This is a genomic window from Modestobacter marinus (assembly GCF_011758655.1).
Classification (GTDB): domain Bacteria; phylum Actinomycetota; class Actinomycetes; order Mycobacteriales; family Geodermatophilaceae; genus Modestobacter; species Modestobacter marinus.
Genome location: NZ_JAAMPA010000003.1, coordinates 25831 through 51006 on the forward strand (window position 1 = coordinate 25831; position 25176 = coordinate 51006).

At 74.6% G+C, this 25176-nt stretch carries 28 protein-coding genes; 14 read left to right on the plus strand and 14 right to left on the minus strand.

All coding sequences use genetic code 11. From position 1 onward, the window contains the following. Positions 1-31: 31 nt before the first annotated feature. On the plus strand, positions 32-895 hold the full coding sequence (locus tag FB380_RS21040) for a siderophore-interacting protein (RefSeq protein ID WP_166757333.1): 864 nt from the start codon (positions 32-34) through the stop codon (positions 893-895). Positions 896-916: 21 nt separating this feature from the next. On the opposite strand, the gene FB380_RS21045 is transcribed toward FB380_RS21040, so the two are convergent. Genes FB380_RS21045 through FB380_RS21055 form a run of 3 tightly spaced genes read right to left on the minus strand, consistent with a single transcriptional unit; the run spans position 917 to position 3193 of the window. Next, positions 917-1582, minus strand: a complete 666-nt coding sequence (locus tag FB380_RS21045) for an NADPH-dependent F420 reductase (RefSeq protein ID WP_166757334.1) — start codon at positions 1580-1582, stop codon at positions 917-919. A gap of 37 nt (positions 1583-1619) precedes the next feature. Next, on the minus strand, positions 1620-2555 hold the full coding sequence (gene ypfJ, locus FB380_RS21050; RefSeq protein ID WP_166757335.1) for a KPN_02809 family neutral zinc metallopeptidase: 936 nt from the start codon (positions 2553-2555) through the stop codon (positions 1620-1622). Continuing rightward, complete coding sequence (locus tag FB380_RS21055; RefSeq protein ID WP_166757336.1) at positions 2552-3193, minus strand: SIMPL domain-containing protein; 642 nt, start codon at positions 3191-3193, stop codon at positions 2552-2554. Before FB380_RS21055 ends, ypfJ begins: the two co-directional genes overlap by 4 nt. Before the next feature lie 127 nt (positions 3194-3320). Between FB380_RS21055 and FB380_RS21060 the strand changes: the two genes are divergently transcribed. Further along, positions 3321-3767, plus strand: coding sequence for a nitroreductase family deazaflavin-dependent oxidoreductase (locus tag FB380_RS21060; RefSeq protein WP_166757337.1), 447 nt, complete (start codon positions 3321-3323; stop codon positions 3765-3767). Then, positions 3671-4609, plus strand: coding sequence for an SDR family NAD(P)-dependent oxidoreductase (locus tag FB380_RS21065; RefSeq protein ID WP_229682065.1), 939 nt, complete (start codon positions 3671-3673; stop codon positions 4607-4609). The genes FB380_RS21060 and FB380_RS21065 overlap by 97 nt, the downstream gene beginning before the upstream one ends. Before the next feature lie 41 nt (positions 4610-4650). On the opposite strand, the gene FB380_RS21070 is transcribed toward FB380_RS21065, so the two are convergent. The 3 genes from FB380_RS21070 to FB380_RS21080 are packed head-to-tail and all read right to left on the minus strand — an operon-like array spanning position 4651 to position 7317. Continuing rightward, on the minus strand, positions 4651-5622 hold the full coding sequence (locus FB380_RS21070) for an aldo/keto reductase (protein WP_166757338.1): 972 nt from the start codon (positions 5620-5622) through the stop codon (positions 4651-4653). 50 nt (positions 5623-5672) lie between these two features. Continuing rightward, positions 5673-6725: a winged helix DNA-binding domain-containing protein gene (locus FB380_RS21075; RefSeq protein ID WP_166757339.1), complete on the minus strand. Its 1053-nt coding sequence runs from the start codon at positions 6723-6725 to the stop codon at positions 5673-5675. 52 nt (positions 6726-6777) lie between these two features. Beyond that, positions 6778-7317: a GNAT family N-acetyltransferase gene (locus FB380_RS21080; RefSeq protein ID WP_166757340.1), complete on the minus strand. Its 540-nt coding sequence runs from the start codon at positions 7315-7317 to the stop codon at positions 6778-6780. A gap of 249 nt (positions 7318-7566) precedes the next feature. Between FB380_RS21080 and FB380_RS21085 the strand changes: the two genes are divergently transcribed. Further along, positions 7567-7995 (plus strand): DUF1801 domain-containing protein, encoded by a 429-nt coding sequence (locus FB380_RS21085; RefSeq protein ID WP_166757341.1) that lies wholly within the window; start codon positions 7567-7569, stop codon positions 7993-7995. Here FB380_RS21085 and FB380_RS21090 read toward each other — a convergent pair. Beyond that, the gene (locus FB380_RS21090; protein WP_166757342.1) at positions 7983-8660 is read right to left on the minus strand and encodes a phosphoribosyltransferase; all 678 of its coding nucleotides are present in this window, start codon (positions 8658-8660) and stop codon (positions 7983-7985) included. The two genes, FB380_RS21085 and FB380_RS21090, sit on opposite strands and share 13 nt — an antisense overlap. Positions 8661-8836: 176 nt before the next feature. Here FB380_RS21090 and FB380_RS21095 point away from each other — a divergent pair, with 176 nt between their 5' ends. Both FB380_RS21095 and FB380_RS21100 read left to right on the plus strand, forming a co-directional pair. Then, entirely contained in the window at positions 8837-9058 is a 222-nt protein-coding gene (locus tag FB380_RS21095; RefSeq protein WP_166757343.1) for a hypothetical protein, read from the plus strand. A 63-nt stretch (positions 9059-9121) separates the two neighbouring features. Next, the gene (locus FB380_RS21100; protein ID WP_166757344.1) at positions 9122-10741 is read left to right on the plus strand and encodes an ABC-F family ATP-binding cassette domain-containing protein; all 1620 of its coding nucleotides are present in this window, start codon (positions 9122-9124) and stop codon (positions 10739-10741) included. A 110-nt stretch (positions 10742-10851) separates the two neighbouring features. Here the strand turns inward: FB380_RS21100 and FB380_RS21105 are convergent, their stop codons facing one another. The 3 genes from FB380_RS21105 to FB380_RS21115 form a co-directional block, all read right to left on the minus strand. Then, positions 10852-11742 (minus strand): oxidoreductase, encoded by an 891-nt coding sequence (locus FB380_RS21105; protein WP_166757345.1) that lies wholly within the window; start codon positions 11740-11742, stop codon positions 10852-10854. A 38-nt stretch (positions 11743-11780) separates the two neighbouring features. Further along, positions 11781-12998, minus strand: coding sequence for an MFS transporter (locus FB380_RS21110; RefSeq protein ID WP_166757346.1), 1218 nt, complete (start codon positions 12996-12998; stop codon positions 11781-11783). Between the two features lie 175 nt (positions 12999-13173). Beyond that, the gene (locus FB380_RS21115) at positions 13174-14355 is read right to left on the minus strand and encodes a zinc-dependent alcohol dehydrogenase (protein ID WP_166757347.1); all 1182 of its coding nucleotides are present in this window, start codon (positions 14353-14355) and stop codon (positions 13174-13176) included. Positions 14356-14630: 275 nt separating this feature from the next. Here FB380_RS21115 and FB380_RS21120 point away from each other — a divergent pair, with 275 nt between their 5' ends. The 4 genes from FB380_RS21120 (at position 14631) to FB380_RS25660 (ending at position 18199) form a co-directional block, all read left to right on the plus strand. Further along, on the plus strand, positions 14631-15560 hold the full coding sequence (locus FB380_RS21120) for a M23 family metallopeptidase (protein WP_166757348.1): 930 nt from the start codon (positions 14631-14633) through the stop codon (positions 15558-15560). Positions 15561-15685: 125 nt separating this feature from the next. Next, complete coding sequence (locus FB380_RS21125; RefSeq protein ID WP_166757349.1) at positions 15686-16609, plus strand: cation diffusion facilitator family transporter; 924 nt, start codon at positions 15686-15688, stop codon at positions 16607-16609. 226 nt (positions 16610-16835) lie between these two features. After that, positions 16836-17354 carry a metallophosphoesterase family protein gene (locus FB380_RS21130; RefSeq protein ID WP_166757350.1) on the plus strand — a complete coding sequence of 173 codons (519 nt, stop codon included), beginning with the start codon at positions 16836-16838 and terminating at the stop codon, positions 17352-17354. Continuing rightward, positions 17351-18199: a putative RNA methyltransferase gene (locus FB380_RS25660; protein WP_268237736.1), complete on the plus strand. Its 849-nt coding sequence runs from the start codon at positions 17351-17353 to the stop codon at positions 18197-18199. The genes FB380_RS21130 and FB380_RS25660 overlap by 4 nt, the downstream gene beginning before the upstream one ends. 27 nt (positions 18200-18226) lie before the next feature. On the opposite strand, the gene FB380_RS21140 is transcribed toward FB380_RS25660, so the two are convergent. Then, on the minus strand, positions 18227-18502 hold the full coding sequence (locus FB380_RS21140; RefSeq protein WP_166757351.1) for a GlsB/YeaQ/YmgE family stress response membrane protein: 276 nt from the start codon (positions 18500-18502) through the stop codon (positions 18227-18229). A gap of 272 nt (positions 18503-18774) precedes the next feature. Here FB380_RS21140 and ctaD point away from each other — a divergent pair, with 272 nt between their 5' ends. Then, positions 18775-20535: an aa3-type cytochrome oxidase subunit I gene (gene ctaD / locus FB380_RS21145; protein WP_166757352.1), complete on the plus strand. Its 1761-nt coding sequence runs from the start codon at positions 18775-18777 to the stop codon at positions 20533-20535. A gap of 153 nt (positions 20536-20688) precedes the next feature. Continuing rightward, on the plus strand, positions 20689-21939 hold the full coding sequence (gene serB / locus FB380_RS21150) for a phosphoserine phosphatase SerB (RefSeq protein WP_166757353.1): 1251 nt from the start codon (positions 20689-20691) through the stop codon (positions 21937-21939). 42 nt (positions 21940-21981) lie between these two features. On the opposite strand, the gene FB380_RS21155 is transcribed toward serB, so the two are convergent. Beyond that, positions 21982-22542 carry an isochorismatase family protein gene (locus FB380_RS21155; protein ID WP_166757354.1) on the minus strand — a complete coding sequence of 187 codons (561 nt, stop codon included), beginning with the start codon at positions 22540-22542 and terminating at the stop codon, positions 21982-21984. 47 nt (positions 22543-22589) lie between these two features. Beyond that, positions 22590-23885, minus strand: a complete 1296-nt coding sequence (locus tag FB380_RS21160; protein WP_166757355.1) for a nicotinate phosphoribosyltransferase — start codon at positions 23883-23885, stop codon at positions 22590-22592. Positions 23886-23947: 62 nt separating this feature from the next. Between FB380_RS21160 and clpS the strand changes: the two genes are divergently transcribed. Beyond that, entirely contained in the window at positions 23948-24244 is a 297-nt protein-coding gene (gene clpS, locus FB380_RS24215; RefSeq protein ID WP_166757356.1) for an ATP-dependent Clp protease adapter ClpS, read from the plus strand. A gap of 40 nt (positions 24245-24284) precedes the next feature. Next, positions 24285-24797 (plus strand): DUF2017 family protein, encoded by a 513-nt coding sequence (locus tag FB380_RS21170; RefSeq protein WP_166757357.1) that lies wholly within the window; start codon positions 24285-24287, stop codon positions 24795-24797. On the opposite strand, the gene FB380_RS21175 is transcribed toward FB380_RS21170, so the two are convergent. Beyond that, positions 24736-25092 carry a hypothetical protein gene (locus tag FB380_RS21175; protein ID WP_166757358.1) on the minus strand — a complete coding sequence of 119 codons (357 nt, stop codon included), beginning with the start codon at positions 25090-25092 and terminating at the stop codon, positions 24736-24738. The two genes, FB380_RS21170 and FB380_RS21175, sit on opposite strands and share 62 nt — an antisense overlap. Between the last annotated feature and the right edge of the window lie 84 nt (positions 25093-25176).

Below are 25176 nucleotides of genomic sequence, written 5' to 3' on the forward strand. Positions count from 1 at the left end.
GGCAAGCCTTCCCTGACCAGAGGAGGCCGGCATGACCAGTCCGACCACGCGCGAACGGGTGCGACGTCCCCGGGCGGCCCGGGTGGGCGAGGTGCTGCGCACCACCCGGGTGACCCCGCACATGATCCGGGTCGTCCTGGGCGGTGCGGGCCTGGCCGGCTTCCCGGCCGGCGAGTACACGGACCACTACGTGAAGCTGCTCTTCCCCCCGGCCGGGGCGCCCTACGGCGTCCCCTTCGACCCCGAGCAGGTGCGTGCGGAGCTGCCCGCCGAGCTCTGGCCGGTCACCCGCACGTACACCGTGCGCGCCTGGGACGCGGCCGCCGGCGAGCTGACGATCGACTTCGTGCACCACGGCGACACCGGCCTGGCCGGGCCGTGGGCGGCGAACGCGCAGCCCGGTGACCTGATCCAGCTGCTCGGTCCCGGGGGTGCCTACGCCCCCAGCCCGGACGCCGAGTGGCACCTGCTGGTCGGGGACGAGAGCGCGCTCCCGGCGATCGCCGCCGCCCTGCCCCGGCTGCCGGCCCGCGTGCCCGCGTTCGTCTTCCTGGAGGTCGCGGGGCCGGCGGAGCAGCAGTCGGACCTGGTGCTCGGCGACGGGGTCACCGTCGTGTGGGTGCACCGCGGGGACGGCGCGCCGGGGGAGGCCCTGGTGACGGCGGTGAAGGCGGTCCAGCTGCCGGCGGGCACGGGCCACGTGTTCGTGCACGGCGAGGCCGGCCTGGTGAAGGAGCTGCGGCTGCACCTGCGCAGCGAGCGCGGCCTGGACCCGGCCTTCACCTCCGTCTCCGGCTACTGGCGGCAGGGCCGCACCGAGGACCGCTGGCAGGCCGAGAAGCCGGAGTGGAACGCGGCGGTCGAGGCGGCCGAACAGGCGCTCGCGGCCGGCTGAGCGGCCGCGGGCGCCGGTGGCTCACATGTCGCGGTAGCGCTTCGCGGCGGCCGTGGCCGCCCGCAGACCGTCGGCGTCGAGGCGGGGGCCGTAGCCGGGGGTGTCGCGCTGGATGCGCCAGCCCTCGGCCAGCGGGCCGAGGTCGACGGTGTCGAAGCCGATCGCGTCGATGAAGGCGACCACCTGCTGCTTCGCGGCCGCATCGTCGCCGGCCACCGCCAGCGCGCGGCGGTGCGGGGTGCCGGCGGGCGCGCCCTGGGCGGTGATGTCGGCGGCGCCGATGTGGTTGAAGGCCTTGACCACCCGCGAGGTGGGCAGGTGCGCCTGGAGCAGCTCGGCGGTCGTCGTCGACTCCGCGTCGAGCTCGGCGATCTGGCCGTCGCGCTGCGGGTAGTAGTTGTTCGTGTCGATGACGACCTTGCCGGCCAGCGGCTCCACCGGGACGTCGGGCACCGCGGTGAGCGGGATGGTGACCACCGCGAGGTCGGCGGCGGCCGCCGCGCCGGCCGCGGTGTCGGCGCGCACCTGACCGCGACGTCCGGGCCTGGCCTGCAACGCGGAGACCAGGTCGGTGAGCGTCTCCGGGCCGCGGGAGTTGCTGATCACGACGTCGTGGCCGGCGTCGAGTGCTGCCTGCGCGAGCGCCGTGCCGATGTGGCCGGCGCCGATGATGCCGAGTGTCGTCATGACCACCGCCAACCGGTCCGGGGCCCGGTGGCTTCCCTCAGCCCAGGTCGTCGGTGGCGAAGGTGTCGCACTGGCTGGGGTCGCCGGTGGCGTAACCGGTGCTGAACCAGCGCTGCCGCTGCTCCGAGGAGCCGTGGGTGAAGGACTCCTCGTCGACGGCGCCCCCGCCCAGCTCCTCCTGGATGAAGTCGTCGCCGATCCGGCCGGCGGTGTCCAGGGCGCGGGCGATGTCGTCGTCGGTGATGTCGACGATGAGCGGCTGGCCCGTCTCGTCGGGCACCGTCTCGGCGTGGTCGGCCCAGGTGCCGGCGAAGCAGTCGGCCTGCAGCTCCAGCCGCACGCTGCCGCTGGTCGGGCCGGCGTCACCGGGCTGCACCTGCCGGTTGATCCCCAGCAGGTTCTGCACGTGGTGGCCGTACTCGTGGGCGAGCACGTAGGCGTTGACGAACGCGCCGCCCTCGGCTCCGAACCGGGTCTGCAGGTCGTCGAAGAAGGTGAGGTCGATGTACACCTGCGCGTCGGCCGGGCAGTAGAACGGGCCGGTGCCGCTGGTGGCCGCACCGCACCCGCTCTGCACCTGGTCGGAGAAGAACACGGTGTCGGCCGGCTGGTAGTCCGCGCCCAGCGTGGCGCCCCAGTAGTCCTGGATGGAGTCGATGCTGGCGACGACGGCGCACTCCGCGGAGGTGTTGGCGTCGGCCACCTCGTCACAGGAGGCCGCGAGTTGGCTGTTGTCGAACGCCCGCCCGCCGCCCTGGCCGGCGTCGAACCCGCTGAAGCCGCCGACCGGGGAGGAGCCCCCGCCACTGCCGCCGAGCACCTGGAAGAGCACCAGCACGAGCAGCCCGACGACGCCGACACCGCCACCACCGACCGCCAGCCCCCGACCACCACCGCGCCGGCCCCCGCCGCCACCGCCCCGCCGGTCCTGGATCCCGGAGGTGTCCAGCCGGCCGCTCTCGCGGAACCTCATCGTGCGAAGACCTCCTGGTCGGGGTGGGACATGGTGAAGGTGACCTCCACCTGACCGGGCACCTCCTGCGGTGCCGGTCGCAGCTCCAGCGCCGGGACGCTGCGGGCCGACGAGAAGGCCGCCGTCACCGTCCCGCCGCCCCAGCCCCCGGCGTCGCGCACCTCCACCAGGCCGGTCAGTCGGCCGCCGAACGCGGCGGCGAAGGCGCGGGCCCGGGCGAGCGCGTCCTGCACGGCGGCGGCACGCACCTCCTGGTGCGCCGGGTGCTCGGGGCTCACCCGCCAGTGCGGTCCGTGCACCGACACGTCGGTCAGCCCGGCCACCGCCACGGCGACCTCGCCGGCGGCGCCCACGTCCGCGACCCGGACCCGGGTGGTCGTGGTCGCCACCGACCCACTGACCCGGCCGGCCTCGCCCGCCTCGGGGAAGGCCGCGACCGCGTCGGTGGAGACGGCGCCCAGCGACTCCCGGTGCGCCGCCAGCAGGGCGTTCAGCTCCTGCTGCCGCTCGGCCAGCAGCTCCAGTGCCCGCTCCCGGCGGCGGTCGCGCACCTGCACGGTGACCACCAGGTCCGCGGCGTCGGGCAGCACCTCGGTCACCGCCTCACCGCGGACGACGACACGGGGGATGTCCGGCATGGGCACTGCTCCTCACGTGTCGGGCGGGGTGGTCGGGTGCCGGGAGCACTCTGCCGGTGTCCGGGCGCGCCCGCACCCCGGCGCCGTCGGCTCGGCGACGCGCCGGTCGCCGTCCTAGGGTCGGGGCATGCCCCTGGAAGGTGAGTACGCGCCGAGTCCGGAGAAGTGGGTCCGTGACCAGGTGGAGGTGTACGAGCGCACCGGCGGCCGGGAGGGCAACAGCCTGCCCGGCCGCACCGAGCCGGTCGTCGTGTTCACCACCCGCGGCGCCAAGAGCGGCAAGGTCCGCAAGAACCCGTTGATGAAGGTCGAGCACGACGGCGTCTACGCGATGGTCGCCTCGCAGGGCGGCGCGCCGAAGCACCCGACCTGGTACTTCAACCTCAAGGCCCACCCCGACGAGGTCACCGTCCAGGACGGCGAGCGGGTCTGGGACGGCGTGGCACGCGAGATCGACGGCGACGAGTACGCGCAGTGGTGGGAGCGTGCGGTCGCCGCCTTCCCCGACTACGCGGACTACCAGCGCAGGACCGATCGGAAGATCCCGCTCGTCCTGGTCGAGCCGAAGAGCTGAGCGGTCGAGCCGAACCGCTGGGCGGCGATGGCCCGGTCGTCGTCGTCACCGGTGCCAGCGACGGCATCGGCGCGGCGGCGGCCCGGCGGCTGCACCGCGGTGGCGCGCGGGTCGTGGTGGTCGGCCGGTCGCCGGAGAAGACCGCCGCGGTCGCCGCCGACCTGGACGGCGCCCGGTCGGCCACCGTCGACCTCGCCCGGCTGGACGACGTCCGGCGGCTGGCCGCCGAGCTGGCCGAGCTGCCGCGGATCGACGTCCTCGTGCACAACGCCGGGGCCTCCTTCGCCCGGCGGGAGCTGACCGTCGACGGCCATGAGCGCACCGCCCAGGTCGACCACCTCGGGCCCTACCTGCTCACCCGGCTGCTGGAGGAGCGGTTGCGCGCCTCGGGCGCGCGGGTGGTCACGACCTCGTCGTTCATGCACTGGGCCGGCGGGTCCCGCCGCGGTCACCTGCTCGACAGCGCCGGCCCGTACCTCGCCACGCGTGCCTACGCCCGGGCCAAGTGGTGCAACGTGCTCTTCACCCGGGAGCTGGCCCGCCGCTGGGCGCCGGAGGTCACCGCCACCTGCTTCGACCCGGGGGCGGTGGCGACGTCCTTCGGCGCGGCCTCGGGCGGGGTCACCGGCCTGGCGTTCCGGACGCCGCTGACCGCCTTCATGCGCACCCCGGCCCAGGGCGCGGACACCCTGGTCTGGCTGGCCACCGCCGACGACGGCTGGCGCAACGGCGGGCACCACGCGGACCGGTCGCCGACCTGGACCGCGCCCTCGGCCCGCGACGACGTCCGGGCCCGGGAGCTCTGGGAGCTGTCGGCCCGGCTGGTCGGCCTGCCGGCCTGAACGCCGGTCACGGGGCCTGCCCCTCGGCAGGCCCCCGTGGCTCAGGAGAAGCCGACCACCGCGTGCGGGGTGTAGGGCTCCTCGAGCCGGGCGATCTCCTCCGCCGACAGCTGCAGCTCCACCGCGGCCACCGCGTCGTCCAGGTGCCGGTCCTTGGTGACACCGACGATCGGCGCGGTCACCACCGGCTTGCTGAGCAGCCAGGCCAGCGCCACCTGGGCGCGCGGGACCCCACGGGCCCCGGCCACCTCGGCGACCCGCTCGACGATCACCCGGTCCTCGTCGTTGTAGAGCCGGCTGCCGAACTCGTCGGTCTCCGACCGGTTGGTCTGGGCGTCCCAGTCGCGGGTGAGCCGGCCGCGGGCCAGCGGGCTCCACGGGATCACCCCGATGCCCTGGTCGGCGCACAGCGGCAGCATCTCCCGCTCCTCCTCCCGGTGGAGCAGGTTGTAGTGGTCCTGCATCGACACGAAGCGGTGCCAGCCGCGCTCGCCGGCCACGTGCAGGGCCTTGCTGAACTGCCAGGCCCACATGCTCGAGGCGCCCAGGTAGCGCACCTTGCCCGAGCGCACCGCGGAGTCCAGGGCCTCCAGCGTCTCCTCGATCGGCGTGGCCGGGTCCCAGCGGTGGATCTGGTAGAGGTCGACGTAGTCGGTGCCGAGCCGGGTCAGGCTGGCCTCGAGCTCGGTGAGGATCGCCTTCCGGGAGAGCCCGGCGCCGTTCGGCCCCGGCCGCATCCGGCCGTGCACCTTGGTGGCCAGGACGACGTCCTCCCGGTCGGCGAAGTCGCGGATCGCACGGCCGGTGATCTCCTCGCTGGAGCCGGCCGAGTAGACGTTCGCGGTGTCGAAGAAGGTGATCCCGGCGGCCAGCGCCTTCTGGATGACGGCCCGGCTCTCCTCCTCGGGCAGGCTCCACGGATGACCGCCGCGGGCGGGGTCGCCGAAGCTCATCATCCCGAGGCAGAGGCGGGACACCTGCAGACCGGTGCTGCCCAGACGCGTGTACTCCATGGCCCGTCCCTTCCCCCGGCGGTGCCCTGCCCAACCCCGGGCCGGCCGGCTCACGGCAGGGCGGCGTACCGCTCCTGCGCGGCGGCCAGCACGCCCGCGGGCAGCTCGGTGAACGGCTCCAGCTCCATCGGCCGGCCCGCGCCCCGCCCGGCCCGCCAGACGCCGACGACGACACCCCGGTGCAGCGCGGTGGGCCGGAAGACGCCGTTGCTGCCGGGCACGATCCGGTCGGCGAAACCGGCCGGCACGGTGCAGCTGCGGTCGGCGTAGCCGAGCACCAGCTCGTCGAAGCCGGGCAGCAGGTGCACGCCGTCGGCCTCGTCGCGGGCGGCGGCCAGCCGGTCGGGGGTCGCCGGGTCCAGCCAGTGCTCGGTGCCGTCGACGACGAGCCGCTCCAGCCGGGGTGCGGCGATCGCCAGCCCGGCCTTCACGTCGCGGACCAGCACGCCGGCCCAGCGCACCAGGTCCTTGACGGTCGCGGGGCCGTGCGAGGCGAAGAAGCGCAGCGCCAGCTCGCCGAGGGCCTCCTCCCGCCCGAGCCGGCGGGGCGAGGTGATCCACTCGTCGAGCAGGACGAACTGCTGGTCGCCCCCGGCCGTGGGCCCCAGCACCAGCGTCCCGGTCTGGGCGAGGTACCAGAGCACGTGGTAGCCGCGCTGCCCCTCGGTGGACACCCCGCCGGCGGCGATCGCCGCCAGCAGGTCGGTCCGGCTCAGCCGGCCCCCGCCGGCCAGTGCGGCGACCGCCAGCTCCCGCGCCCGCTCCAGCTCGGCCTCGGTGATCGCGACGACGGCGCGCCGCTTCTCCACCCCGGCGAGCGCACGTGGGCCGAGCAGCGCCAGCATCCACGGCAGGTCCTCGGCGGCGGTCAGGTGCAGCGTGCCGCGCATCGGCCAGGACCGGACCACCTCCCCGGCGTCCAGGGCGGCGGTGACCGCCGCCCGGGTGCCGCCGGCGGTGCGCAGCGCGACCGACGTCAGGGCACCGGGCAGGTCCTGCCCCTGGACGGCGGTCGACCAGCGCACCGCCTCGGCGGGTGTCGCGCACCGGGGCCCGATCAGCCGCTGTGCCGCCAACCGCAACCGGGCCAGGTCCGCCGTCATGCCGACACCCTGGCACCCGGAACCGACGGTCTGGGGCAGCCGACCGCCGGGATCAGCGCACCAGGTGCAGGTAGACCATGTCCTCGGCGTCGGGCTCGGTGGTCAGCGGGCCGAACCCGGCCGCGGTCGCCGTCCGCAGGCTGGCGGTGTGCCCAGGCTCGATGCCGAGGACGAACTGCTCGACGTCGGCGAGCGCCTCCGTCGTGACGAGGGCCCGCAGCGTCGCCGCCCCGTACCCGTGGCGCCAGCGTGCCGGGTCGACCACGTAGGCGGCACCCATGGTGCGGCGGTCGTCGACGGCGACCACCTGCCCGGTGGCCGGGTCCCACTGCGTCCACCGGTCGTAGACGTCACCGCCGATCAGCGCGGCCGGGGCGCCGTCGGCGTCCAGCGCGACGAACGAGCGGGCCCGCAGCACGGTCCGGCCGCGGAACTCCTCGCCGCGGGCGGCGGTGCGCAGCGCCAGCTCGCGTTCGGGCCAGCTGCGGCCGCCCAGGTGGCGCTGCACGACCGGGTGGTCGAACCAGGGGAGCACCGGCAGCAGGAGCTCGGGCTCGAACGGCACCAGCCGGACCCTCTCGGAGACGGGCACCACCTCACCCTGCAACACGGCCGCCGCGACGTCATCCGGAGGCAGCGACGGCGTCATCCGGAGGCAGTGACGGCGTCATCCGGAGGCAGTGACGGCCCAGCCCCGCCGGGAGACGTCGTACCGTGCCCCCATGATGGGGATGGGCAACCTGGGCCCGGAGGGGCGTCGCCGGCAGCGGCTGGTCGCCGGGATCATCGTGGCGGCGATGCTGCTGGCCGCCGGCGCGGTGCTGTTCAGCGGCGTCCTCTGATGGACGGCGGACCGGACATCGATGCCTGGTTCGCCGCGGCCGGGGACCGTGAGGCCGCACTGCGGGCGACCGATGCGCTGGTCCAGGCCGCCGCGCCCGGCATCGACCGGCAGCTCGTGCCGGTGGGCCGGGGCCAGATGCTGGGGTACGGCCTGATGCCCTACCGGCCCCGGTCGGCGAAGGAGACCACGATGTGGCCGCTGATCGCGCTGGCGGCCCAGCAGCGGCACCTGTCCCTCTACGTCTGCGCGGTCGTCGACGGGCAGTACCTGGCGGAGTCGCGCGCCGCGCAGCTGGGGAAGGTGTCCTGCGGCAAGAGCTGCATCCGCTTCACCTCGCTGGACCGGGTGGACACGGTCGCCCTGGACCAGCTGCTGCGCGACGCCGTGGCCAGCACCGCCCGCGGGGAGAACGACTACTCCGGCTGAGCTGCCCGGCGCAGCAGGTCGAGCACCTCGTCGTCCTCCGTCGCCCGGAAGTCCGCGTAGGCCCCGCCGACGGAACGGAAGTCCGGCGGGCTGGTGAGTGCGACGAGCTCGTCGGCCGCCGCGGTCAGCGCCGGGACCGAGTCCGGGGCGCAGACCGGGACGGCCAGCACCACCCGCGCGGCGCCCTGGGCCCGGGCGACGGCGCAGGCGGCGCGGGCGGTCGAGCCGGTGGCGATGCCGTCGTCCACCAGGACGACGGTGCGGCCGGCCAGCGGCACCCGCGGACGCACCTCGCGGAAGAGCCGGACCCGCCGGTCGACCTCCGCCTGCTGGTGCTCCCGGACGCGGTCGAGGTCGGCCTCGGCCACCCCCGCCGCCCGGAGCACCCGCTCCGCGAGCACCACGACCCCGCCCTCGCCGACCGCGCCCATCGCCAGCTCGGGCTGGCCGGGCACCCCGAGCTTGCGCACGACGAGCACGTCCAGCGGCGCGGCCAGCGCGGCGGCGACCGGGGCGGCCACCGGCACCCCGCCCCGGGGCAGCCCGAGCACCACGGGTGCGGCCGCACGCAGCCGGTCCAGCCGGTGGGCCAGCTGCTCGCCGGCGTCGGTGCGGTCACGGAAGACGGCGCGGTCCCGTGAGACGGCGCGGTCACGGAAGGGCATGGGCGACCTCCGGTTCTGCAGTCCCGGCGTCGATGCTGCCGCGTCCCGGCGGAGCCCGGACCGGGTCCAAGGTCCCTGGTGGCTGCGTGGGGGCGCGGGGGAGGGTGGTGCGGGAGCAGGACCCCGGGGGACGTGCCGGTCGGCGGCACGCGGGGCACGAGCACCGGAGGGCCGCGATGCCGTTGGCCGTGCTGCACACCGTCGCACCCGACCGGGCGGTCGACCGCTCCGTCGACCTGGCCGTCCACCGGCTGGCCGAGGAGCTCGGGCGGCAGCCGCAGGCGGTCCGGCCCGTGGTGCAGGAGTGCCGGCGGCAGCTCAGCGGCGCCCCCGCCGGGGCCCTGCCCGAGCTGGTCGAGCGGCTGGCCCGGCATCGCCTCCGGGCACCGGTGGACTGACCTCCGGGCACCGGTGGGGCTGACCGGCCGGAACCGGGTGGCGCCGTCGGCGATGATGGCGGCATGGGCTACGTCGACGTCACCGGGATCCGGTTCACCCTGCCGGACGGTCGGGTGCTCCTCGACGACGTCGCCTTCCGGGTCGGGGAGGGCGCCCGCGCGGCGCTGGTCGGGGAGAACGGCGCCGGCAAGACCACGATGCTGCGGATCATCAGCGGTGACCTGACGCCGGACGCCGGCTCGGTCGCCCTCATCGGTGGGCTCGGCGTCATGCGCCAGTTCATCGGCTCGGTGCGCGACGACACCACCGTCCAGCGCTTCCTCGTCGACCTCGCGCCGCCCGCCGTCCGGGAGGCCTGGGACGCCGTCGAGACCGCGGAGCTGCGGATGATGGAGGACGACGACGAGCCCGCCCAGATGGCCTACGCCACCGCGCTGGCCCACTGGGGTGACGTCGGCGGCTACGACGTCGAGGTCACCTGGGACACCGTCACCGTCGCCGCGCTCGGCGTGCCCTACGACGGCTGCAAGTACCGGGAGCTGACCACCCTCTCCGGTGGCGAGCAGAAGCGGCTGGCCCTGGAGTGCCTGCTCCGCGGGCCCGATCAGGTGCTGCTGCTGGACGAGCCGGACAACTACCTCGACGTCCCCGGCAAGCGCTGGCTGGAGGAGCGGCTCCTGGAGACCCGCAAGACGGTGCTGTTCGTCAGCCACGACCGGGAGCTGCTGGCCCGGGTCGCCGACCGGGTGGTCACCGTCGAGGGCGGGACGGCGTGGGTGCACGGCGGCGACTGGGCCGGCTACCCGGCGGCGCGGACCGCCCGGCACGAGCGGATGGCCGAGCTGCGCAAGCGCTGGGACGAGGAGCACGAGCGGCTCGTCGAGCTGGTGCGCACGCTGCAGCAGCAGGCGAAGAACTCCCCGGCGATGACGTCGACCTACCACGCGATGCAGACCCGGCTGGCCAAGTTCGAGGCGGCCGGCGCACCGCCGGAACCGCCGAGAGAGCAGCACGTGGCGATGCGGCTGCGGGGTGGCCGTACCGGGGTGCGGGTGGTGATGGCCGAGCAGCTCGAGCTCTCCGGCCTGATGCGCCCCTTCGACGTGGAGGTCGAGTACGGCGACCGGGTCGCCGTCCTGGGCTCCAACGGGGCCGGCAAGTCGCACTTCCTGCGGCTGCTGGCCGGCCAGGACGTCGCGCACACCGGCTCGTGGCGGCTCGGGGCGCGCGTCGTCCCCGGGTTCTTCGCCCAGACCCACGCCCATCCCGAGTGGCTGGACCGCACGCTGGTCGACCTGCTGTGGCACGGCGAGGCCGGGCGGCCGGGGGTCGACCGCGGGCGGGCGATGGCGGCGCTGCGCCGGTACGGGCTGGCGCCGTCGGGCGACCAGCTGTTCCGGTCGCTGTCCGGCGGTCAGCAGGCCCGGTTCCAGGTGCTCCTGCTCGAGCTCTCCGGCGCCACCCTGCTGCTGCTCGACGAGCCGACCGACAACCTCGACGTGCTGTCGGCGGAGTCGCTGGAGGAGGCGCTGGACGCCTTCGACGGCACCGTGGTCGCGGTCACCCACGACCGCTGGTTCGCCCGCACCTTCGACCGGTTCCTGCTGTTCGGCGCCGACGGGCACGTGCGCGAGGTGCCCGAGCCGGTGTTCGACGAGGGCCGGGTCCAGCGCGCCCGCTGACGATGAGCGGTGCGGTCGACCGGGCCGAGTGAGCAGTTGCGGTCGCCGACATGGCGTGACTCGCCGGGCCGAGCGACCACGACTGCTCACTCGGCGGCAGTCGCGCGGGCTCAGCGGTCGGGGTCGAGGGTGCCGTCGCCGCCGATCCGGTCCAGCTCCGCCAGCTCCTCGGGCCCGAGCACCCGGGCCGCCGCCTCCAGGTTCTCCTCCAGGTGGGCGACCGAGGACGTGCCCGGGATGAGCAGCAGGTTGGGGGAGCGGGCCAGCAGCCAGGTCAGCGCCACCTGCATCGGGGTGGTCTCCAGCCGGCGGGCCACCGTGTCCAGCGCCGCGGACTGCACCGGGGAGAAGCCGCCCAGCGGGAAGAACGGCACGTAGGCGACGCCGTCCCGGGCCAGCGCGTCGACCAGCGGGTCGTCGGCCCGGTGCACGAGGTTGTAGTGGTTCTGCACGCAGACCACCGGGGCGATGCCGCGGGCCTCGGCGAGCATCTGCGGCGTCACGTTGCTGACCCCGATGTGCCGGACCAGCCCCTCCTGCTGCAGCTGGGCGAGGGCCTCCATCGGCTCGGCCAGCGAGCGCTGCACCGGCTCGGCGAACCCGGGCATCCGCAGGTTGACCACCTCGAGGACGTCGAGCCCCAGGTGGTCGAGGTTGTCCCGCACCGCCTGCCGCAGCTCGTCGGCGCCCAGCGCCTCGGGCCACTCGCCCTCCGGCGTCCGCCGGGCACCGACCTTGGTGACGATCGTGAGCTGCTCCGGATAGGGGTGCAGCGCCTCGCGGATGACCTCGTTGGTGACGTGCGGGCCGTAGTAGTCGCTGGTGTCGATGTGGTCGACGCCCAGCTCCACCGCGCGCCGGAGCACCGCCACCGCGGCGTCCCGGTCGGCCGGCGGGCCCATGACGTGCGGCCCGGCGAGCTGCATCGCGCCGTAGCCGATGCGGTGCACGGTGCGGTCGCCGAGGAGGAACTGGCCGGACTTCTCCGCCGTCGTCGTCATGGGCGGTGTCTACCCGCGGGCAGCGGGCGTGCACACCGTCAGGCGGCGCGGACCGGGGCGGGGACCTCGACCGGGGTCTCGGCGGTCGTCCCGGCGGCCGCGTCGCGGGCCGTCTCGGCCCGCTGGCTGCGCAGCGCGACCACCGACAGACCCGCGCCGAGGAGCGCGAGCACCGCACCGACCCACATCGGCGCGCGGTAGCCCCAGCCGGCGGTGAGGGTGGCCGCCCCCAGGGCCGCACCCAGGGCGTTGGCCGCGTTGAACGCGCCCTGGTTGGCCGCCGACACCAGGCTGCCGCCCTGCACCCGGGCCGCCTCGATCGCCCGGTTCTGCACGACCGGCCCGCCGGAGAAGGTGATCGCGCCGAAGAGCACCAGCAGGACGACGGCGGCGACCTGGTTCACCACCACGACGGTGAACACGACCAGGAGCGCGGCGGTGACCAGCAGCCCGACGGTGACGAAGACGAAGCCGTACCGGTCGCCCAGCCGGCCGCCGAGCAGCGTGCCCACCGTGGTGCCCAGCCCGAACAGCGCGAGCACGACGGTGACCCGGCTCTCGGGCATCCCGGCGAGGTCGGTGAGGATCGGGCTCACGTAGCTGTAGACCGAGAACAGCGCGGCGAAGCCGATCGTGGTGACCCCGAGGGTCAGCCAGACCTGACGCCGGCGGAAGGCGCCCAGCTCCTGCCGGAGGTCGGTGGGCGCGGCGGCCACCCGTGGCATCCAGGCGACCAGCCCGGCGATGGTGAGCAGCCCGATCGCCGCAGCGCCACCGAAGACCAGCCGCCAGCTCAGCTGCTGGGCGACGAACGTGCCGATGGGGACGCCGATGACGTTGGCCAGGGTCAGCCCGACGAACATCAGCGAGATCGCCTGGGTGCCCTTCTCCTTGGCCACCAGCCCCCGGGCGGCGACGGCCCCCACCCCGAAGAACGAGCCGTGCGCCAGCGCGGTGACCACGCGGGCGGCCATCAGCGTCTCGTACGTCGGGGCGACCGCGGAGAGGGTGTTGCCGACGGTGAAGACCAGCATCAGCCCGATGAGCGTCTGTCGCGGGGTGAACCGCACGCCCAGCGCGGTGAGCGTCGGTGCCCCGATGACGACCCCGAGGGCGTAGGCGCTGATCAGGATCCCGACCGCGGCGACCGAGACGGAGAGGTCGTCGGCCACCTGGGGGAGCATGCCCATGATCACGAACTCGGAGGTGCCGATGCCGAAGGCACCGATGGACAGGGCGAGCAGCGCGCGGGGCACAGCGGGGCTCCTCAGGGGGCGGTGCGGGGACGGCGGGGACGGCGCGCCCCGCTCCAGCCAAGAGCAGTGCGAGCGGTTCCGCTGCCCCTGACGCCCATGAGGCTGGTCACGTCGCCACGCGCGCCACGGGCCGCGCCGGGACCCGAGTCCCGTGCGCGGCCCGTGGACGTGCAGGTCAGGGCTGCAGCAGCACCTTCACGGCGCCGTCCTGCTTCTGCCGGAAGGTCTCGTAGGCCTGGGGGGCCTGCTCCAGCGGCACGTGGTGGGTGGCGAAGTCGTCGACGCCCAGCGGGTCGGCGTCGGTGAGCAACGGGAGGATGTCGGGCACCCAGCGCCACACGTTGGCCTGGCCCATCCGCAGCTCGACCTGCTTGTCGAACATCCGCATCAGCGGCAGCGGGTCGGTCGCCCCGCCGTACACGCCGGACAGCGAGATGGTGCCCCCGCGGCGGACCGCCTCGATCGCGGTGTTGAGGGCGGCGAGCCGGTCGGTGCCGGCGACCGTCATGACCTTCTCCATGATGGCGTCGGGCACCAGGGCGCTGGCCTTCTGCGCGAACCTCGCCCCGGGGGAGCCGTGCGCCTCCATGCCGACGGCGTCGATGACGGCGTCCGGGCCGCGGCCGTCGGTCTTGTCCCGCACCCAGGCGACGACGTCGGCCTGGTCGGTGGAGTCCAGGACGTCGATGCCGTTGGCCCGGGCCCGGTCCAGCCGCTCGGGCACGACGTCGGCCGCCAGCACCTGGGCGGCGCCGAGGTGCTTGGCGATCCGGGTGGCCATGTCGCCGATCGGGCCGAGGCCGAGCACCAGGACCGACCCGCCGGGGACGACGCCGGCGTACTGCACGGCCTGCCAGGCGGTGGGCAGCACGTCGGAGAGGTAGACGAAGCGGTCGTCGGCAGGGCCCTCGGGCACCTTGATCGGCAGCGTGTTGCCGAACGGCACCCGCAGGTACTCGGCCTGCCCGCCGGGCACCTGGCCGTAGAGCTTGGTGTAGCCGAACAGCGAGGCGCCGAAGCCCTGCTCCCGGTTCTGGGTCGTCTCGCACTGGCTCTGCAGCCCCTGGCCGCACATCCAGCAGGTGCCGCAGGAGATGTTGAACGGGACGACGACCCGGTCGCCGGCCTTGAGCTCGGTGACCGCGGGGCCGACCTCGCGGACGACGCCCATCGGCTCGTGGCCGAGCACGTCGCCGACGGTCATGAACGGCGCCATGACCTCGATGAGGTGGAGGTCCGAGCCGCAGATCCCGCTCGACGTCACCTGCACGATCACGTCCGTGGGGTCCTTGATCTCCGGGTCCGGGACGGTGTCCACCCGGACGTCGTCCCGGCCGTGCCAGGTCACTGCGCGCATGGGGGTGCTCCTCGGGTCTGGGTGCTCCGGGACGGCCGCGACGGGTCAGCAGGCCGCTCGCCGGGGCGTGACGTTCCTCGCCCCTACCCATCACGGCGCGTTCGATTCCTGACCCGCGTGCAGTGATGACGTGACAGAGGGTGTCCGTTTGGCACTAAGTGTTGTGACGTCGGCCACTTGACCGGGTGTGCGTACCCCGTCGTCCACATCACGAACCGATCACGGCGTGTTTACATGGGCCCCGCCCGAATCGCCCCCGACGGAAAGACAGGTGCATGGACCCGCAACACCCCGCCCGGCCCGACGACGAGGGGACGGTGCTCCCGACCGGCACCGCCGGCGGTCCCACCGCCGCCACCCCGCCGTCCGACCGCACCGAGGTGCCGGCGTCCGTGCTGCCGCTCCGGCGGGCCGCCCGCCTGTCCCGCCGCCTCCTCGGTGCGACCCGCACGCAGGCCCCGCCGGTCGGCCGTCCCGCCCCGGTCGGCCGCCCGGCGCTGTTCGTGGCCGCAGCGGTCCTCGGGGTGGTCGGCCTGGGGCTCACCGCCGCCGGGGGGCCGTCCCCGGTCGCCCGGGCGGCCGACGAGCCGGTCAGCGTCGCCGAGGAGCTGGGCATGGTCCAGGCCGACCGGCCCACCCTCACCGGCGAGGAGGCCGCCGCCCGACTGCAGGAGCTGGCCGCCACCCGCGCCCAGCGCGAGAACGCCGAGGCCGCTGCGGCCCAGGCCCAGGCCGACGCGGACCGGGTCGCGGCCGAGGCCGCCGCCGCGGCCGCCGAGGCCGCCGCCGCAGCCGCTGCCGAGGCGGCCCGGCCCAAGGCCGTACTCCCCGTGCAGGGCCGGCTGACCAGTCAGTTCGGCTCCCGCTGGGGCACGCTGCACGCGGGCGTCGACTTCGCCGCGCCGCTGGGCACCCCCGAGTACGCGGTGATGGACGGCGTCGTCCTCCGCGCCGGTGCGGCCAGTGGCTTCGGCCTGGCGGTCTACATCCAGCACGCGGACGGCGACGTCTCGGTCTACGGCCACATGCAGGAGATCCTGGTCCAGGAGGGGCAGGCCGTGCGGGCGGGCGACACCATCGCGCTGCTCGGGAACGAGGGCCAGTCCACCGGCCCGCACCTGCACTTCGAGGTGCACGACGGCGGCCTCGACGGCACCCGGATCGACCCCCTCCCGTGGCTCCGGGAGCGCGGCGTCGCGATCTGAGGCAGGTCCGCTCCTCGGAGGCTCACGGCGGGCCCCGGCGAGGGGGTGGAGCGAGGCGCCTGGCGTTCCCGGCTGACATGCGGCATCGTGCATGTCAGGTAAGGGGATCGACAGAGGGGACGGCGATGGGTCACGACCACGGTGCGGGGCACGGCTCCGGCACCACGGCCGCCGGACACCGCGGCCGGCTGGCCGTCGTCCTGGCCCTGACCGCCTCCGTCTTCGTCCTGGAGCTGGTCGGTGCGCTGATCTCGGGCTCGCTGGCCCTGCTCGCCGACGCCGCCCACATGGCCACCGACGCCCTGGGCATCGGCATGGCGCTGGGCGCGGTCACCCTCGCCCAGCGGCCCGCCCGCGGCCGGCGCACCTTCGGCTGGCAGCGCATGGAGGTCCTCGCCGCCGTCGGCAACGGCCTGCTCCTGCTGGCGGTCGGCGGCTACGTCGTGGTCGAGGCGGTCCGCCGGATCGGCGACCCACCCGACATCGACTCCGGCTGGATGCTCGGCGTCGCCCTCGTCGGTCTGGCGGTCAACGTCTTCTCCCTCGCCCTGCTCCGCTCCGGCCAGCGCGAGTCGCTGAACACCCGGGGCGCCTACCTCGAGGTGGTCGGCGACGCGCTGGGCTCCGTCGCCGTGATCGTCGCCGCCGTCGTCATCGCCACCACCGGCTGGACCGGGGCCGACGTCGTCGCCTCCTTCGCGGTCGGCGCCCTGGTGCTGCCCCGCGCCTGGTCGCTGCTGCGCGAGGCGCTGGACGTGCTGCTGGAGGCGGCGCCCAAGGGGGTCGACCTGGCGCAGGTGCGCGACCACGTGCTCGGCGTCCCCGGCGTCCTGGACGTGCACGACCTGCACGCCTGGACGATCACCTCGGGCCTGCCGGTGCTCTCCGCCCACGTCGTCGTCAGCGACGAGGAGCTCGCCGACGGGCACGGCGGCCGGGTGCTCGACGCGCTGTGCCACTGCCTGGGTGACCACTTCGACCTGGAGCACTGCACCTTCCAGCTCGAGTCGCCCTCGCACCGGGGCCACGAGTCGCCCGTCCACGACTGAGGGGCGCCGCCGGCGGACCGGCGGTGCCCCTCGGGTCAGGGCCGTCCCGGGTCCCGGGCTGGGCCTGCGGGACGTGGGGGAGCTTCGGGTGGGGCTCGGACCCGGGGGTGACCCCTGCGGCCTCGTGCAGGGGGGCGGCGCTGCTCACGGTGCTTCCTCACTCGTCGTGCGACTCGGCCGAGTCGTCGGCCACGGGGGGGAGGTGGTCGGCTGCGACCATGGCGTCGTGCCTGTCTCCGTGGTGTTCGTCTCCGACACCCACGTGCCCAAGCGCGCGCGTGACCTGCCCGGTCCGCTGTGGGACCGGATCGAGGCCGCCGACGTCGTGGTGCACGCCGGCGACTGGGTGGACGTGGCGCTGCTCGACGACCTGACGCAGCGGTCGCAGCGGCTGGTGGGGGTGTACGGCAACAACGACCACGGGGTGCTGCGGGAGCGGCTGCCGGAGGTCGCCCGGGTGGAGCTCGACGGCGTCCGGTTCGCGGTCGTGCACGAGACCGGGGACGCCAAGGGCCGGGAGCAGCGGTGCGCGGCTGCCTTCCCCGACGTCGACGTCCTGGTGTTCGGGCACAGCCACATCCCCTGGGACACGACCGCGGCCACCGGGCTCCGGCTGCTGAACCCCGGGTCGCCCACCGACCGGCGGCGGCAGCCGTTCCCCACCTACCTCACGGCCACCGCCGAGGCCGGGCAGTTGCGCGACGTGGTGCTGCACCGGCTGCCCGTGCGCCCGCCGCGCCGGTGAGCCCGCCCCCGCTCCCGCCCGGCGCGGTCGCGCTGCTCGCGTGCCCGGTCTGCGGTGCGCAGCTCACCGCCGACCAGGCCGGCCTCCGGTGCGCCGCCGGGCACGCCTTCGACCGGGCGCGGCAGGGTCACGTCACCCTGCTCCCGCCGGGCGGCAGCCCGCACGAGGGCGACTCCGCGACGATGGTGGCCGACCGGGCGGACTTCCTGGCGGCCGGTCACTACGCCGGCATCACCGCGGCCCTGGCCGACGCCGCCCTCGCCGGGCCGACGCCGCGGACCCTGCTCGACTCCGGCGGCGGCACCGGGGCGCACCTCGCCGGGGTGCTGGACCGCGCGCCCGGCGCCGTCGGGGTGGTGCTGGACGCCTCCCGCTACGCCGCCCGCCGGGCCGCCCGCACCCATCCCCGCGCGATGGCCGTGGTCGCCGACTCCTGGGCGCGCTGGCCGGTGCGGGACGGGTCGGTCGACCGGGTGCTCGTCGTCTTCGCCCCGCGCAACGGCGCGGAGACCGCGCGGGTGCTGGCCCCGGACGGCCGGCTGGTGGTCGTCACCCCGGCCGCGGACCACCTGGCCGAGCTGGTCGGCCCGCTGGGGCTGCTGCAGGTCGACCCGGCCAAGGCCGACCGGCTGGCCGCCACGCTCGATCCGCACCTGCACCCGGCCGGGACGGCGGGTCACCGGTCGGTGCTGGAGCTGGACCACCTCGCGGTCCGCACCCTGGTCGGGATGGGTCCGCACGCCCGGCACCTCGCGGCGGGGGAGCTGGGCGCCCGGGTGGCGACGCTGCCGGAGCCGGTCGCGGTCACGGTGGCGGTCGACGTCGGCAGCTGGACGAGGGCCTGAACGCGGGGCCGCCGTGCGGCGTCGAGGTCAGCGGGTGACGCGGCGCTGCTTGCCGGTGGCGGCGACGTAGACCGCCAGCACGAGGATCGCGCCCAGGATCGACGCCCACCAGCCGCCGAGGTCGAACTCCAGCCCCTCGCCCTGGACGAGGCTGAACACGAGGTTGCCGACCACCGAGCCGATGAGGCCGAGCACGAGGGTGGCGATGAGGCCGAGGTCCTGCTTGCCGGGGACGACGGCACGGGCGACGAGACCGGCGACGAAGCCGATCAGGACGGCGAGGAGCACTCCACCGATGTCCACGGGCGACCTCCGGTGCGTCGACGGCCGAGCCGTCGCGCGCTGGTCGATCCAGCGCGTGGTCCAGGATGCCCGCGCCGCGACGTGACCAAACCGAGACGCCACACCACCCCCCGGTCGTGGGCCGGGGGAGTGCTCTCGGCAGACCTCGCAGCGCTCCCACCTGCACTTCTGGCCGGCGACGCGCGGGGGCCCCGGAGGAGCCCGCCGGGGCGCGCCGCACCGGCTCCTCCTCCCGCCGCGTCCGCCGCGACGTCACCGTCTAAGCTCCGACCGTGACGATCGCACCTGCCCCGATCGTGAGCCGGCCGAGCCCGGCCCACGAGGCCGAGAAGGGATCGCGGCTCCTCGGTCTGCTGCGCACCACCGACCACAAGACCATCGGCCTGATGTACACCACGGTGGCCTTCATCTGGTTCTTCGTCGGTGGCTTCATGGCACTGCTGATGCGCGGTGAGCTGGCCCGCCCGGAGCTGCAGTTCCTCTCGCCCGAGCAGTACAACCAGCTGGTCACCATGCACGGCACGATCATGCTGCTGTTCTTCGCGACGCCGATGTTCTTCGCGTTCGCGAACCTGATCATGCCGCTGCAGCTGGGTGCCCCCGACGTCGCCTTCCCGCGGCTGAACGCCTTCTCCTTCTGGCTGTTCTTCTTCGGGGCCTCGATCGCCGTCTCCGGCTTCCTCACCCCGGGTGGCGCCGCCGACTTCGGCTGGTACGCCTACACCCCGCTGTCGACCGGGGTGCACAGCCCCGGCGCCGGTGGTGACCTGTGGATCGCCGGCCTGGCGGTCAGCGGTCTGGGCACGATCCTCGGTGGCGTCAACTTCATCGCCACGATCGTCTGCCTGCGGGCGCCGGGCCTGACGATGTTCCGGATGTCCATCTTCACCTGGGCGTCCCTGGTCACCAGCATCCTCATCCTGCTGGCCTTCCCGATCCTGACCGCCGCGCTGATGGCGCTGCTGGCCGACCGGCACCTCGACGCCCAGGTCTACAACCCGGAGAACGGTGGGCCGCTGCTGTGGCAGCACCTGTTCTGGTTCTTCGGTCACCCCGAGGTCTACATCATCGCGTTGCCGTTCTTCGGCATCATCAGCGAGGTCATCCCGGTCTTCAGCCGCAAGCCGCTGTTCGGCTACAAGGGCATGGTCTTCGCGCTGATCGCGATCACCGCCCTGTCGCTGGCGGTGTGGGCGCACCACATGTTCGCCACCGGTGCGGTGCTGCTGCCGTTCTTCGCCTTCCTGACGTACCTGATCGCGGTGCCCACCGGGATCAAGTTCTTCAACTGGATCGGCACCATGTGGCGGGGCCAGATCACCTTCGAGACGCCGATGCTCTTCTCGATCGGCTTCCTCATCACCTTCCTGCTGGGTGGCCTGACCGGTGTGCTGCTGGCCAGCCCGCCGCTGGACTGGCACGTCAACGACAGCTACTTCGTCGTGGCCCACTTCCACTACGTCGTCTTCGGCACCGTGGTGTTCGCCGCCTACGCCGGCCTGTACTTCTGGTTCCCCAAGATGTGCGGCCGGATGATGGACGAGAAGATCGGCAAGCTGCACTTCTGGCTGACCTTCATCGGCTTCCACGCCACGTTCCTCATCCAGCACTGGCTGGGCAACGAGGGCATGCCGCGCCGGTACGCCGACTACCTCGCGACCGACGGCGACGGCTCCTTCACCACGATGCACACGATCTCGACCATCGGGTCGTTCATCCTGGGCGCCTCGGTGATCCCCTTCGTCTACAACGTCGTGAAGTCGTGGAAGCACGGCCGGCTGGCGCTGCGCGACGACCCCTGGGGTCACGGCAACTCGCTGGAGTGGGCGACGTCGTCCCCGCCGCCGCGGCACAACTTCGTCGAGATCCCCCGGATCCGGTCGGAGCGCCCCGCGTTCGAGCTGCACTACCCGCACCTGCGGGACCGCCTGGAGATGGAGGCGCACGCCGGCAAGGGGCACCAGCCCTACGCCAGCGAGGCCGGTCTCACCGGCGGCGCCCGTCAGGGAGCCGACGACAAGGACCCGACCTGACCTGAGCCCCGCCGCCCACGCCAGGGCGGCGCCCTCAGGAGGCCCACCCGGACGCCCCGTCAGCCGCTGGCTGGCGGGGCGTCCGTGCGTCCGGGGCCGGGGGCAGGTCGGGGTGCGGTCAGGGGGCGCTCACCGGTCCGGCACGATGGCCGCGTGACCGACCGCGCCACCGCCCCAGCGCCGACCGACCCGACTGCTGTGCCCCCGCCGTCCGACGGGGCCCTGCTCACCGTGACCGGCAGCGACCGGCCCGGGGTGACCGCGGCACTGTTCGCCGCGCTGGACGAGCTCGGCCCGCACCCGGTCGAGGTCCTCGACGTGGAGCAGGTCGTGGTGCACGGCCAGCTGGTGCTGGGCGTCGTCGTCGGCAGCCCGGCCGGTTCCCCCGACGGGCTGCTCGCCGACCGGCTGCGCGCCACCGTCGCCGAGGTGGCGGCGCGGACCGGCGTGCAGGTGAGCGTGCAGCCCACCGCGGCCGGCAGCGCCCGCCAGGAGCGCACCGCCCGCCACCACGTCATCGTGCTCGGCCGCCCGGTCCCACCGGCTGCCGTCGCCGGTGCCGCGCGCGCCATCGCCGGGGTGGGCGGCAACATCGAGGCGATCCGCCGGCTGTCGGACTACCCGGTGACCAGCTTCGAGCTGACCGTCTCCGGCGCCGCCTCCACCGAGCTGCGCACGGCGCTGGCCACGGTCGCGGCGGAGACCGGGACCGACATCGCCGTGGAACAGGTCGGCCTGGCCCGGCGCGGCAAGCGGCTGATCGTGCTGGACGTCGACTCGACCCTGGTGCGCGGGGAGGTGATCGACGAGCTGGCCGCCCGGGCCGGCCGGGCCGCCGAGGTCGCCCGGATCACCGCGGCGGCGATGAACGGCGAGCTGGACTTCGAGGAGTCCCTGCGGGCGCGGGTCGCCGTGCTCGCCGGGCTGCCGGTGGGCGTGCTGGAGGAGGTCCGTGCGCACCTGGTCCTCACCCCGGGCGCCCGCACGCTGATCCGCACGCTGCAGCGGCTGGGGTTCCGCTGCGGCATCGTCAGCGGCGGGTTCAGCCAGATCACCGACCCGCTGGCCGCCGAGCTCGGCCTGGACTTCGCCGCCGCCAACACCCTCGAGGTGGCCGACGGCCGGCTCACCGGCGGGCTCGTCGGTGAGGTCGTCGACCGGGCGGGCAAGGCGCGCGCGCTGGCCCGTTTCGCCGCCGAGCACGGCGTCCCGCTGGACCAGACGGTCGCGGTGGGCGACGGCGCCAACGACCTGGACATGCTCAACGCCGCCGGGCTGGGCATCGCCTTCAACGCCAAGCCCTTCGTGCGCGACCAGGCGCACGCCGCGCTGAACCAGCCCTACCTGGACGCCGTCCTGCAGGTGCTCGGCTTCACCAGGGACGAGGTGCTGGACGCGGTGTGACCCGCCACCCCGCCGGCCGGGTCATGGCCGCGGTGCCGTCGGTCAGGACGACGACGTGTGCAGCTCCACGCCGGCGGTGCGGAGCTGCTCCAGCGCCGCCTCGGTCGTGGCCGGGGAGACACCCGCGGTGAGGTCCAGCAGCACCCGGGTGACGAACCCGGCGGCTACCCCGTCCAGCGCGGTGGCCCGCACGCAGTGGTCGGTGGCGATGCCCGCGATGTCGATCGCGTCGACGTCGTGGGCGCGCAGCCAGTCGGCCAGCGACTGCCCGTCGAAGGAGCCCTCGAAGCCGGAGTAGGCGGCCGCGTACTCGCCCTTGTCGAAGACCGCCTCGATCGGCCGCCGGTCCAGGTCCGAGTGCAGCTCGCCCCCGGACGTGCCGACGACGCAGTGCGGCGGCCAGGTCTCCAGGTAGTCCGGCTGCTCGGAGAAGTGGCCACCCGGGTCGACGTGGTGGTCGCGGGTGGCGACGACGTGCGCGTACTCGGTGGCGCCGACGTGCGCGCTGATCGCCCGCGCGACGGCGGTGCCGCCGTCGACGGCGAGGCTCCCGCCCTCGCAGAAGTCGTTCTGCACGTCCACGATCACCAGGGCCCGGGTCATCCCCCCATCCTGCCCCGGTGGTGACCTCCGGGAGGCAGGACCCCCGACTACCCGGCCACGGTGTCGATCGCCGGCTCGCCCCGGGACAGCGACCACGCCTCGCCCGGCAGGGCGCTGCGCGCCTGCCGGTGCAGCTCCTGCGCCGCGGCCAGGGCCTCGGCCGGGGTCCGCGGCTCGACGAGCTCCCCACCGCGGACCAGCGGGCGGATCAGGTCGCGGTCGTGCTCCCCGGTGGCGATGGGCGCCGCGCTCACCACCTCGACCGTCGCCGTCCCGTGGGCGTCGTGCCGCCGGACGGCGTGCTTGCGGCCGCCCACCGAGCGCTTGCCCACGGAGTTCTTGGCCACCGGCACGCCGTCGCGGGACACGAGCTTGTAGACCATCCCGACGGTGGGGGAGCCGGAGCCGGTCACCAGCGAGGTGCCCACCCCGTAGCCGTCGACCGGGGCGGCGGCGAGCGCGGCGATCGCGTACTCGTCCAGGTCGCTGGTGACGATGACCTTGGTGGCCGTCGCGCCGAGGGAGTCCAGCAGCTCCCGGGCGCGGGTGGCCTCGATGGCGAGGTCACCGGAGTCCAGCCGGACGGCGCCGAGCTCCGGGCCGGCCACCTCGACCGCCGTCCGGATGCCCTGCTCGGTGTCGTAGGTGTCGACCAGCAGCGTCGTCCCGACCCCGAGGGTGTCCAGCTGGGCGCGGAACGCCGCCGCCTCGTCGTCGTGCAGCAGGGTGAACGCGTGGGCGCTGGTGCCGGTGGTGGGGATGCCGTACCGGGCGCCGGCGGCCAGGTTCGACGTCGCCGAGAAGCCGACCAGGGCCGCGGCCCGGGCAGCCGCGACGGCGGCCTCCTCGTGCGTGCGCCGGGAGCCCATCTCGATGCACGGGCGGCCACAGGCGGCGCCGATCATCCGGGCGCCGGCCGCGGCGATGGCGCTGTCGTGGTTCAGCATCGACAGGACCAGGGTCTCCAGCAGGACCGCCTGGCCGAACGGGGCCCGCACGGTGAGCACCGGCGAGCCGGGGAAGTAGAGGTCGCCCTCGGCGTAGCCGTCGACGTCCCCGGTGAACCGGAAGCCGGCCAGGTGCTCCAGCAGTCGCGGGTCGTCCAGGCCCTGCCGCCGCAGCGCGTCGATCTCGGCGTCCCCGAAGCGGAAGTCGGCCAGCGCGTCCAGAAACCGGCCGGTGCCGGCGAGCACCCCGTACCGGCGGCCGTGCGGGAGGCGGCGGGCGAAGACCTCGAAGACGCTGTCCCGCTCGGCGGTCCCGTCGGCCAGGGCGGCGGCCAGCATCGTCAGCTCGTAGCGATCGGTGAGCATGGCGGGGCTGAGCGGCGGGCGCTGCGACATGGAGCAGCACGATAGGTGCCCACCGGCTGCCCCGCGGGAGGCGGTCGTCCTAGAGTGCTCCCGTGGCCGGACCGCTCGCGCCCGAACGGGTGCCCGAGACGACGACGGGGGAGGAGTCCGCCCTCGACCGACCCTGGGTCACCGTCGTCTGGGACGACCCGGTCAACCTGATGACCTACGTGACCTTCGTCCTCCAGGAGCTCTTCGGGTACGACGAGGCGACCGCGACGGAGCTCATGCTGCAGGTGCACAACGAGGGCAAGGCGATCGTCAGCTCCGGCCCGCGGGAGCGGATGGAGCACGACACCAACCGGCTGCACGCCTACGGCTTGTGGGCGACCTACCAGCGGGACACGTGAGCGCCGCCGGTAGGCCGACGCACGCCGGCGAGGAGGTCCGATGAAGCCGTTCCGCCGCAAGGGCGAGGAGCTGGTGGGCCGGCTGGCCGACGCCGAGGCCGACATCGTGGGCCTGCTGCTGGACCAGCTGGAGCAGCTGCTGGCCGCCGACCCGGCTGACTCGGGGGGCGACCCGGTCCTGGCGCGGCTGCTGCCCAGCGGTCACGCCACCGACCCGGAGCTGGCCGCCGAGTTCCGCGACCTGACCGAGGCCGGGCTGCGCAGCGGCAAGGCCGACGACCTGGCGACGGTCCGGGCCACCGTGCCGCCGGACGGCGGTGAGGTGCGGCTGGACGCCGAGCAGGCGCGTGCCTGGCTGCGCACCACCAACGACCTCCGGCTGGCGATGGGCACCCGGCTGGGCATCACCGCCGAGACCGAGCCCCCGGAGATCGACGCCACGGGGGACGGGGCGGACGACGAGAGCTCGCAGCTGGCCGTCTACTACTGGCTCACCGCCGTGCAGGGGTCGTTGATCGACGCCTTGGCCGCCGGTCGAGGCGGCCGACGGTGAGCAGCACCAGGATGGCGACGAGCAGGTCGGCGACGAAGAACACGTAGACCAGGCTGTGCACGGTCACGTCCTGCACCAGGGCGCCGATGCAGGACAGCAGGGTGATGCCGGACAGGGCGGCCAGCAGCACCAGCCCGAGGAGCCGGCCGAGCACCACGAGCACCAGCTCGACCCGGTCGGTCCGCTGGTCGGTGCTCGCGCGGCCACTGCGGTGGAACAGCCGGGCCGATCCGATGACCAGCGCCGGCAGCGCGACCAGGACGACGCCGACCACCATGAGCACCTCGATCACCACGGTCGGCGACGTTATCGGTCGGACACCTCCCGGACGCAACCCGTTCCTCCGCCGGTCGCCCTCTCCGGCGTCCGTCCGGGGCGG

What these genes read in the sequence shown, in the direction of transcription:
- FB380_RS21040 (WP_166757333.1), top strand. Translation starts at nt 32, where the DNA reads ATGACCAGTCCGACCACGCGCGAACGGGTGCGACGTCCCCGGGCGGCC.
- FB380_RS21045 (WP_166757334.1), bottom strand. Translation starts at nt 1,582, where the DNA reads ATGACGACACTCGGCATCATCGGCGCCGGCCACATCGGCACGGCGCTC.
- ypfJ (WP_166757335.1), bottom strand. Translation starts at nt 2,555, where the DNA reads ATGAGGTTCCGCGAGAGCGGCCGGCTGGACACCTCCGGGATCCAGGAC.
- FB380_RS21055 (WP_166757336.1), bottom strand. Translation starts at nt 3,193, where the DNA reads ATGCCGGACATCCCCCGTGTCGTCGTCCGCGGTGAGGCGGTGACCGAG.
- FB380_RS21060 (WP_166757337.1), top strand. Translation starts at nt 3,321, where the DNA reads ATGCCCCTGGAAGGTGAGTACGCGCCGAGTCCGGAGAAGTGGGTCCGT.
- FB380_RS21070 (WP_166757338.1), bottom strand. Translation starts at nt 5,622, where the DNA reads ATGGAGTACACGCGTCTGGGCAGCACCGGTCTGCAGGTGTCCCGCCTC.
- FB380_RS21075 (WP_166757339.1), bottom strand. Translation starts at nt 6,725, where the DNA reads ATGACGGCGGACCTGGCCCGGTTGCGGTTGGCGGCACAGCGGCTGATC.
- FB380_RS21085 (WP_166757341.1), top strand. Translation starts at nt 7,567, where the DNA reads ATGGACGGCGGACCGGACATCGATGCCTGGTTCGCCGCGGCCGGGGAC.
- FB380_RS21090 (WP_166757342.1), bottom strand. Translation starts at nt 8,660, where the DNA reads ATGCCCTTCCGTGACCGCGCCGTCTCACGGGACCGCGCCGTCTTCCGT.
- FB380_RS21095 (WP_166757343.1), top strand. Translation starts at nt 8,837, where the DNA reads ATGCCGTTGGCCGTGCTGCACACCGTCGCACCCGACCGGGCGGTCGAC.
- FB380_RS21100 (WP_166757344.1), top strand. Translation starts at nt 9,122, where the DNA reads ATGGGCTACGTCGACGTCACCGGGATCCGGTTCACCCTGCCGGACGGT.
- FB380_RS21105 (WP_166757345.1), bottom strand. Translation starts at nt 11,742, where the DNA reads ATGACGACGACGGCGGAGAAGTCCGGCCAGTTCCTCCTCGGCGACCGC.
- FB380_RS21115 (WP_166757347.1), bottom strand. Translation starts at nt 14,355, where the DNA reads ATGCGCGCAGTGACCTGGCACGGCCGGGACGACGTCCGGGTGGACACC.
- FB380_RS21120 (WP_166757348.1), top strand. Translation starts at nt 14,631, where the DNA reads ATGGACCCGCAACACCCCGCCCGGCCCGACGACGAGGGGACGGTGCTC.
- FB380_RS21125 (WP_166757349.1), top strand. Translation starts at nt 15,686, where the DNA reads ATGGGTCACGACCACGGTGCGGGGCACGGCTCCGGCACCACGGCCGCC.
- FB380_RS21155 (WP_166757354.1), bottom strand. Translation starts at nt 22,542, where the DNA reads ATGACCCGGGCCCTGGTGATCGTGGACGTGCAGAACGACTTCTGCGAG.
- FB380_RS21160 (WP_166757355.1), bottom strand. Translation starts at nt 23,885, where the DNA reads ATGTCGCAGCGCCCGCCGCTCAGCCCCGCCATGCTCACCGATCGCTAC.
- FB380_RS21170 (WP_166757357.1), top strand. Translation starts at nt 24,285, where the DNA reads ATGAAGCCGTTCCGCCGCAAGGGCGAGGAGCTGGTGGGCCGGCTGGCC.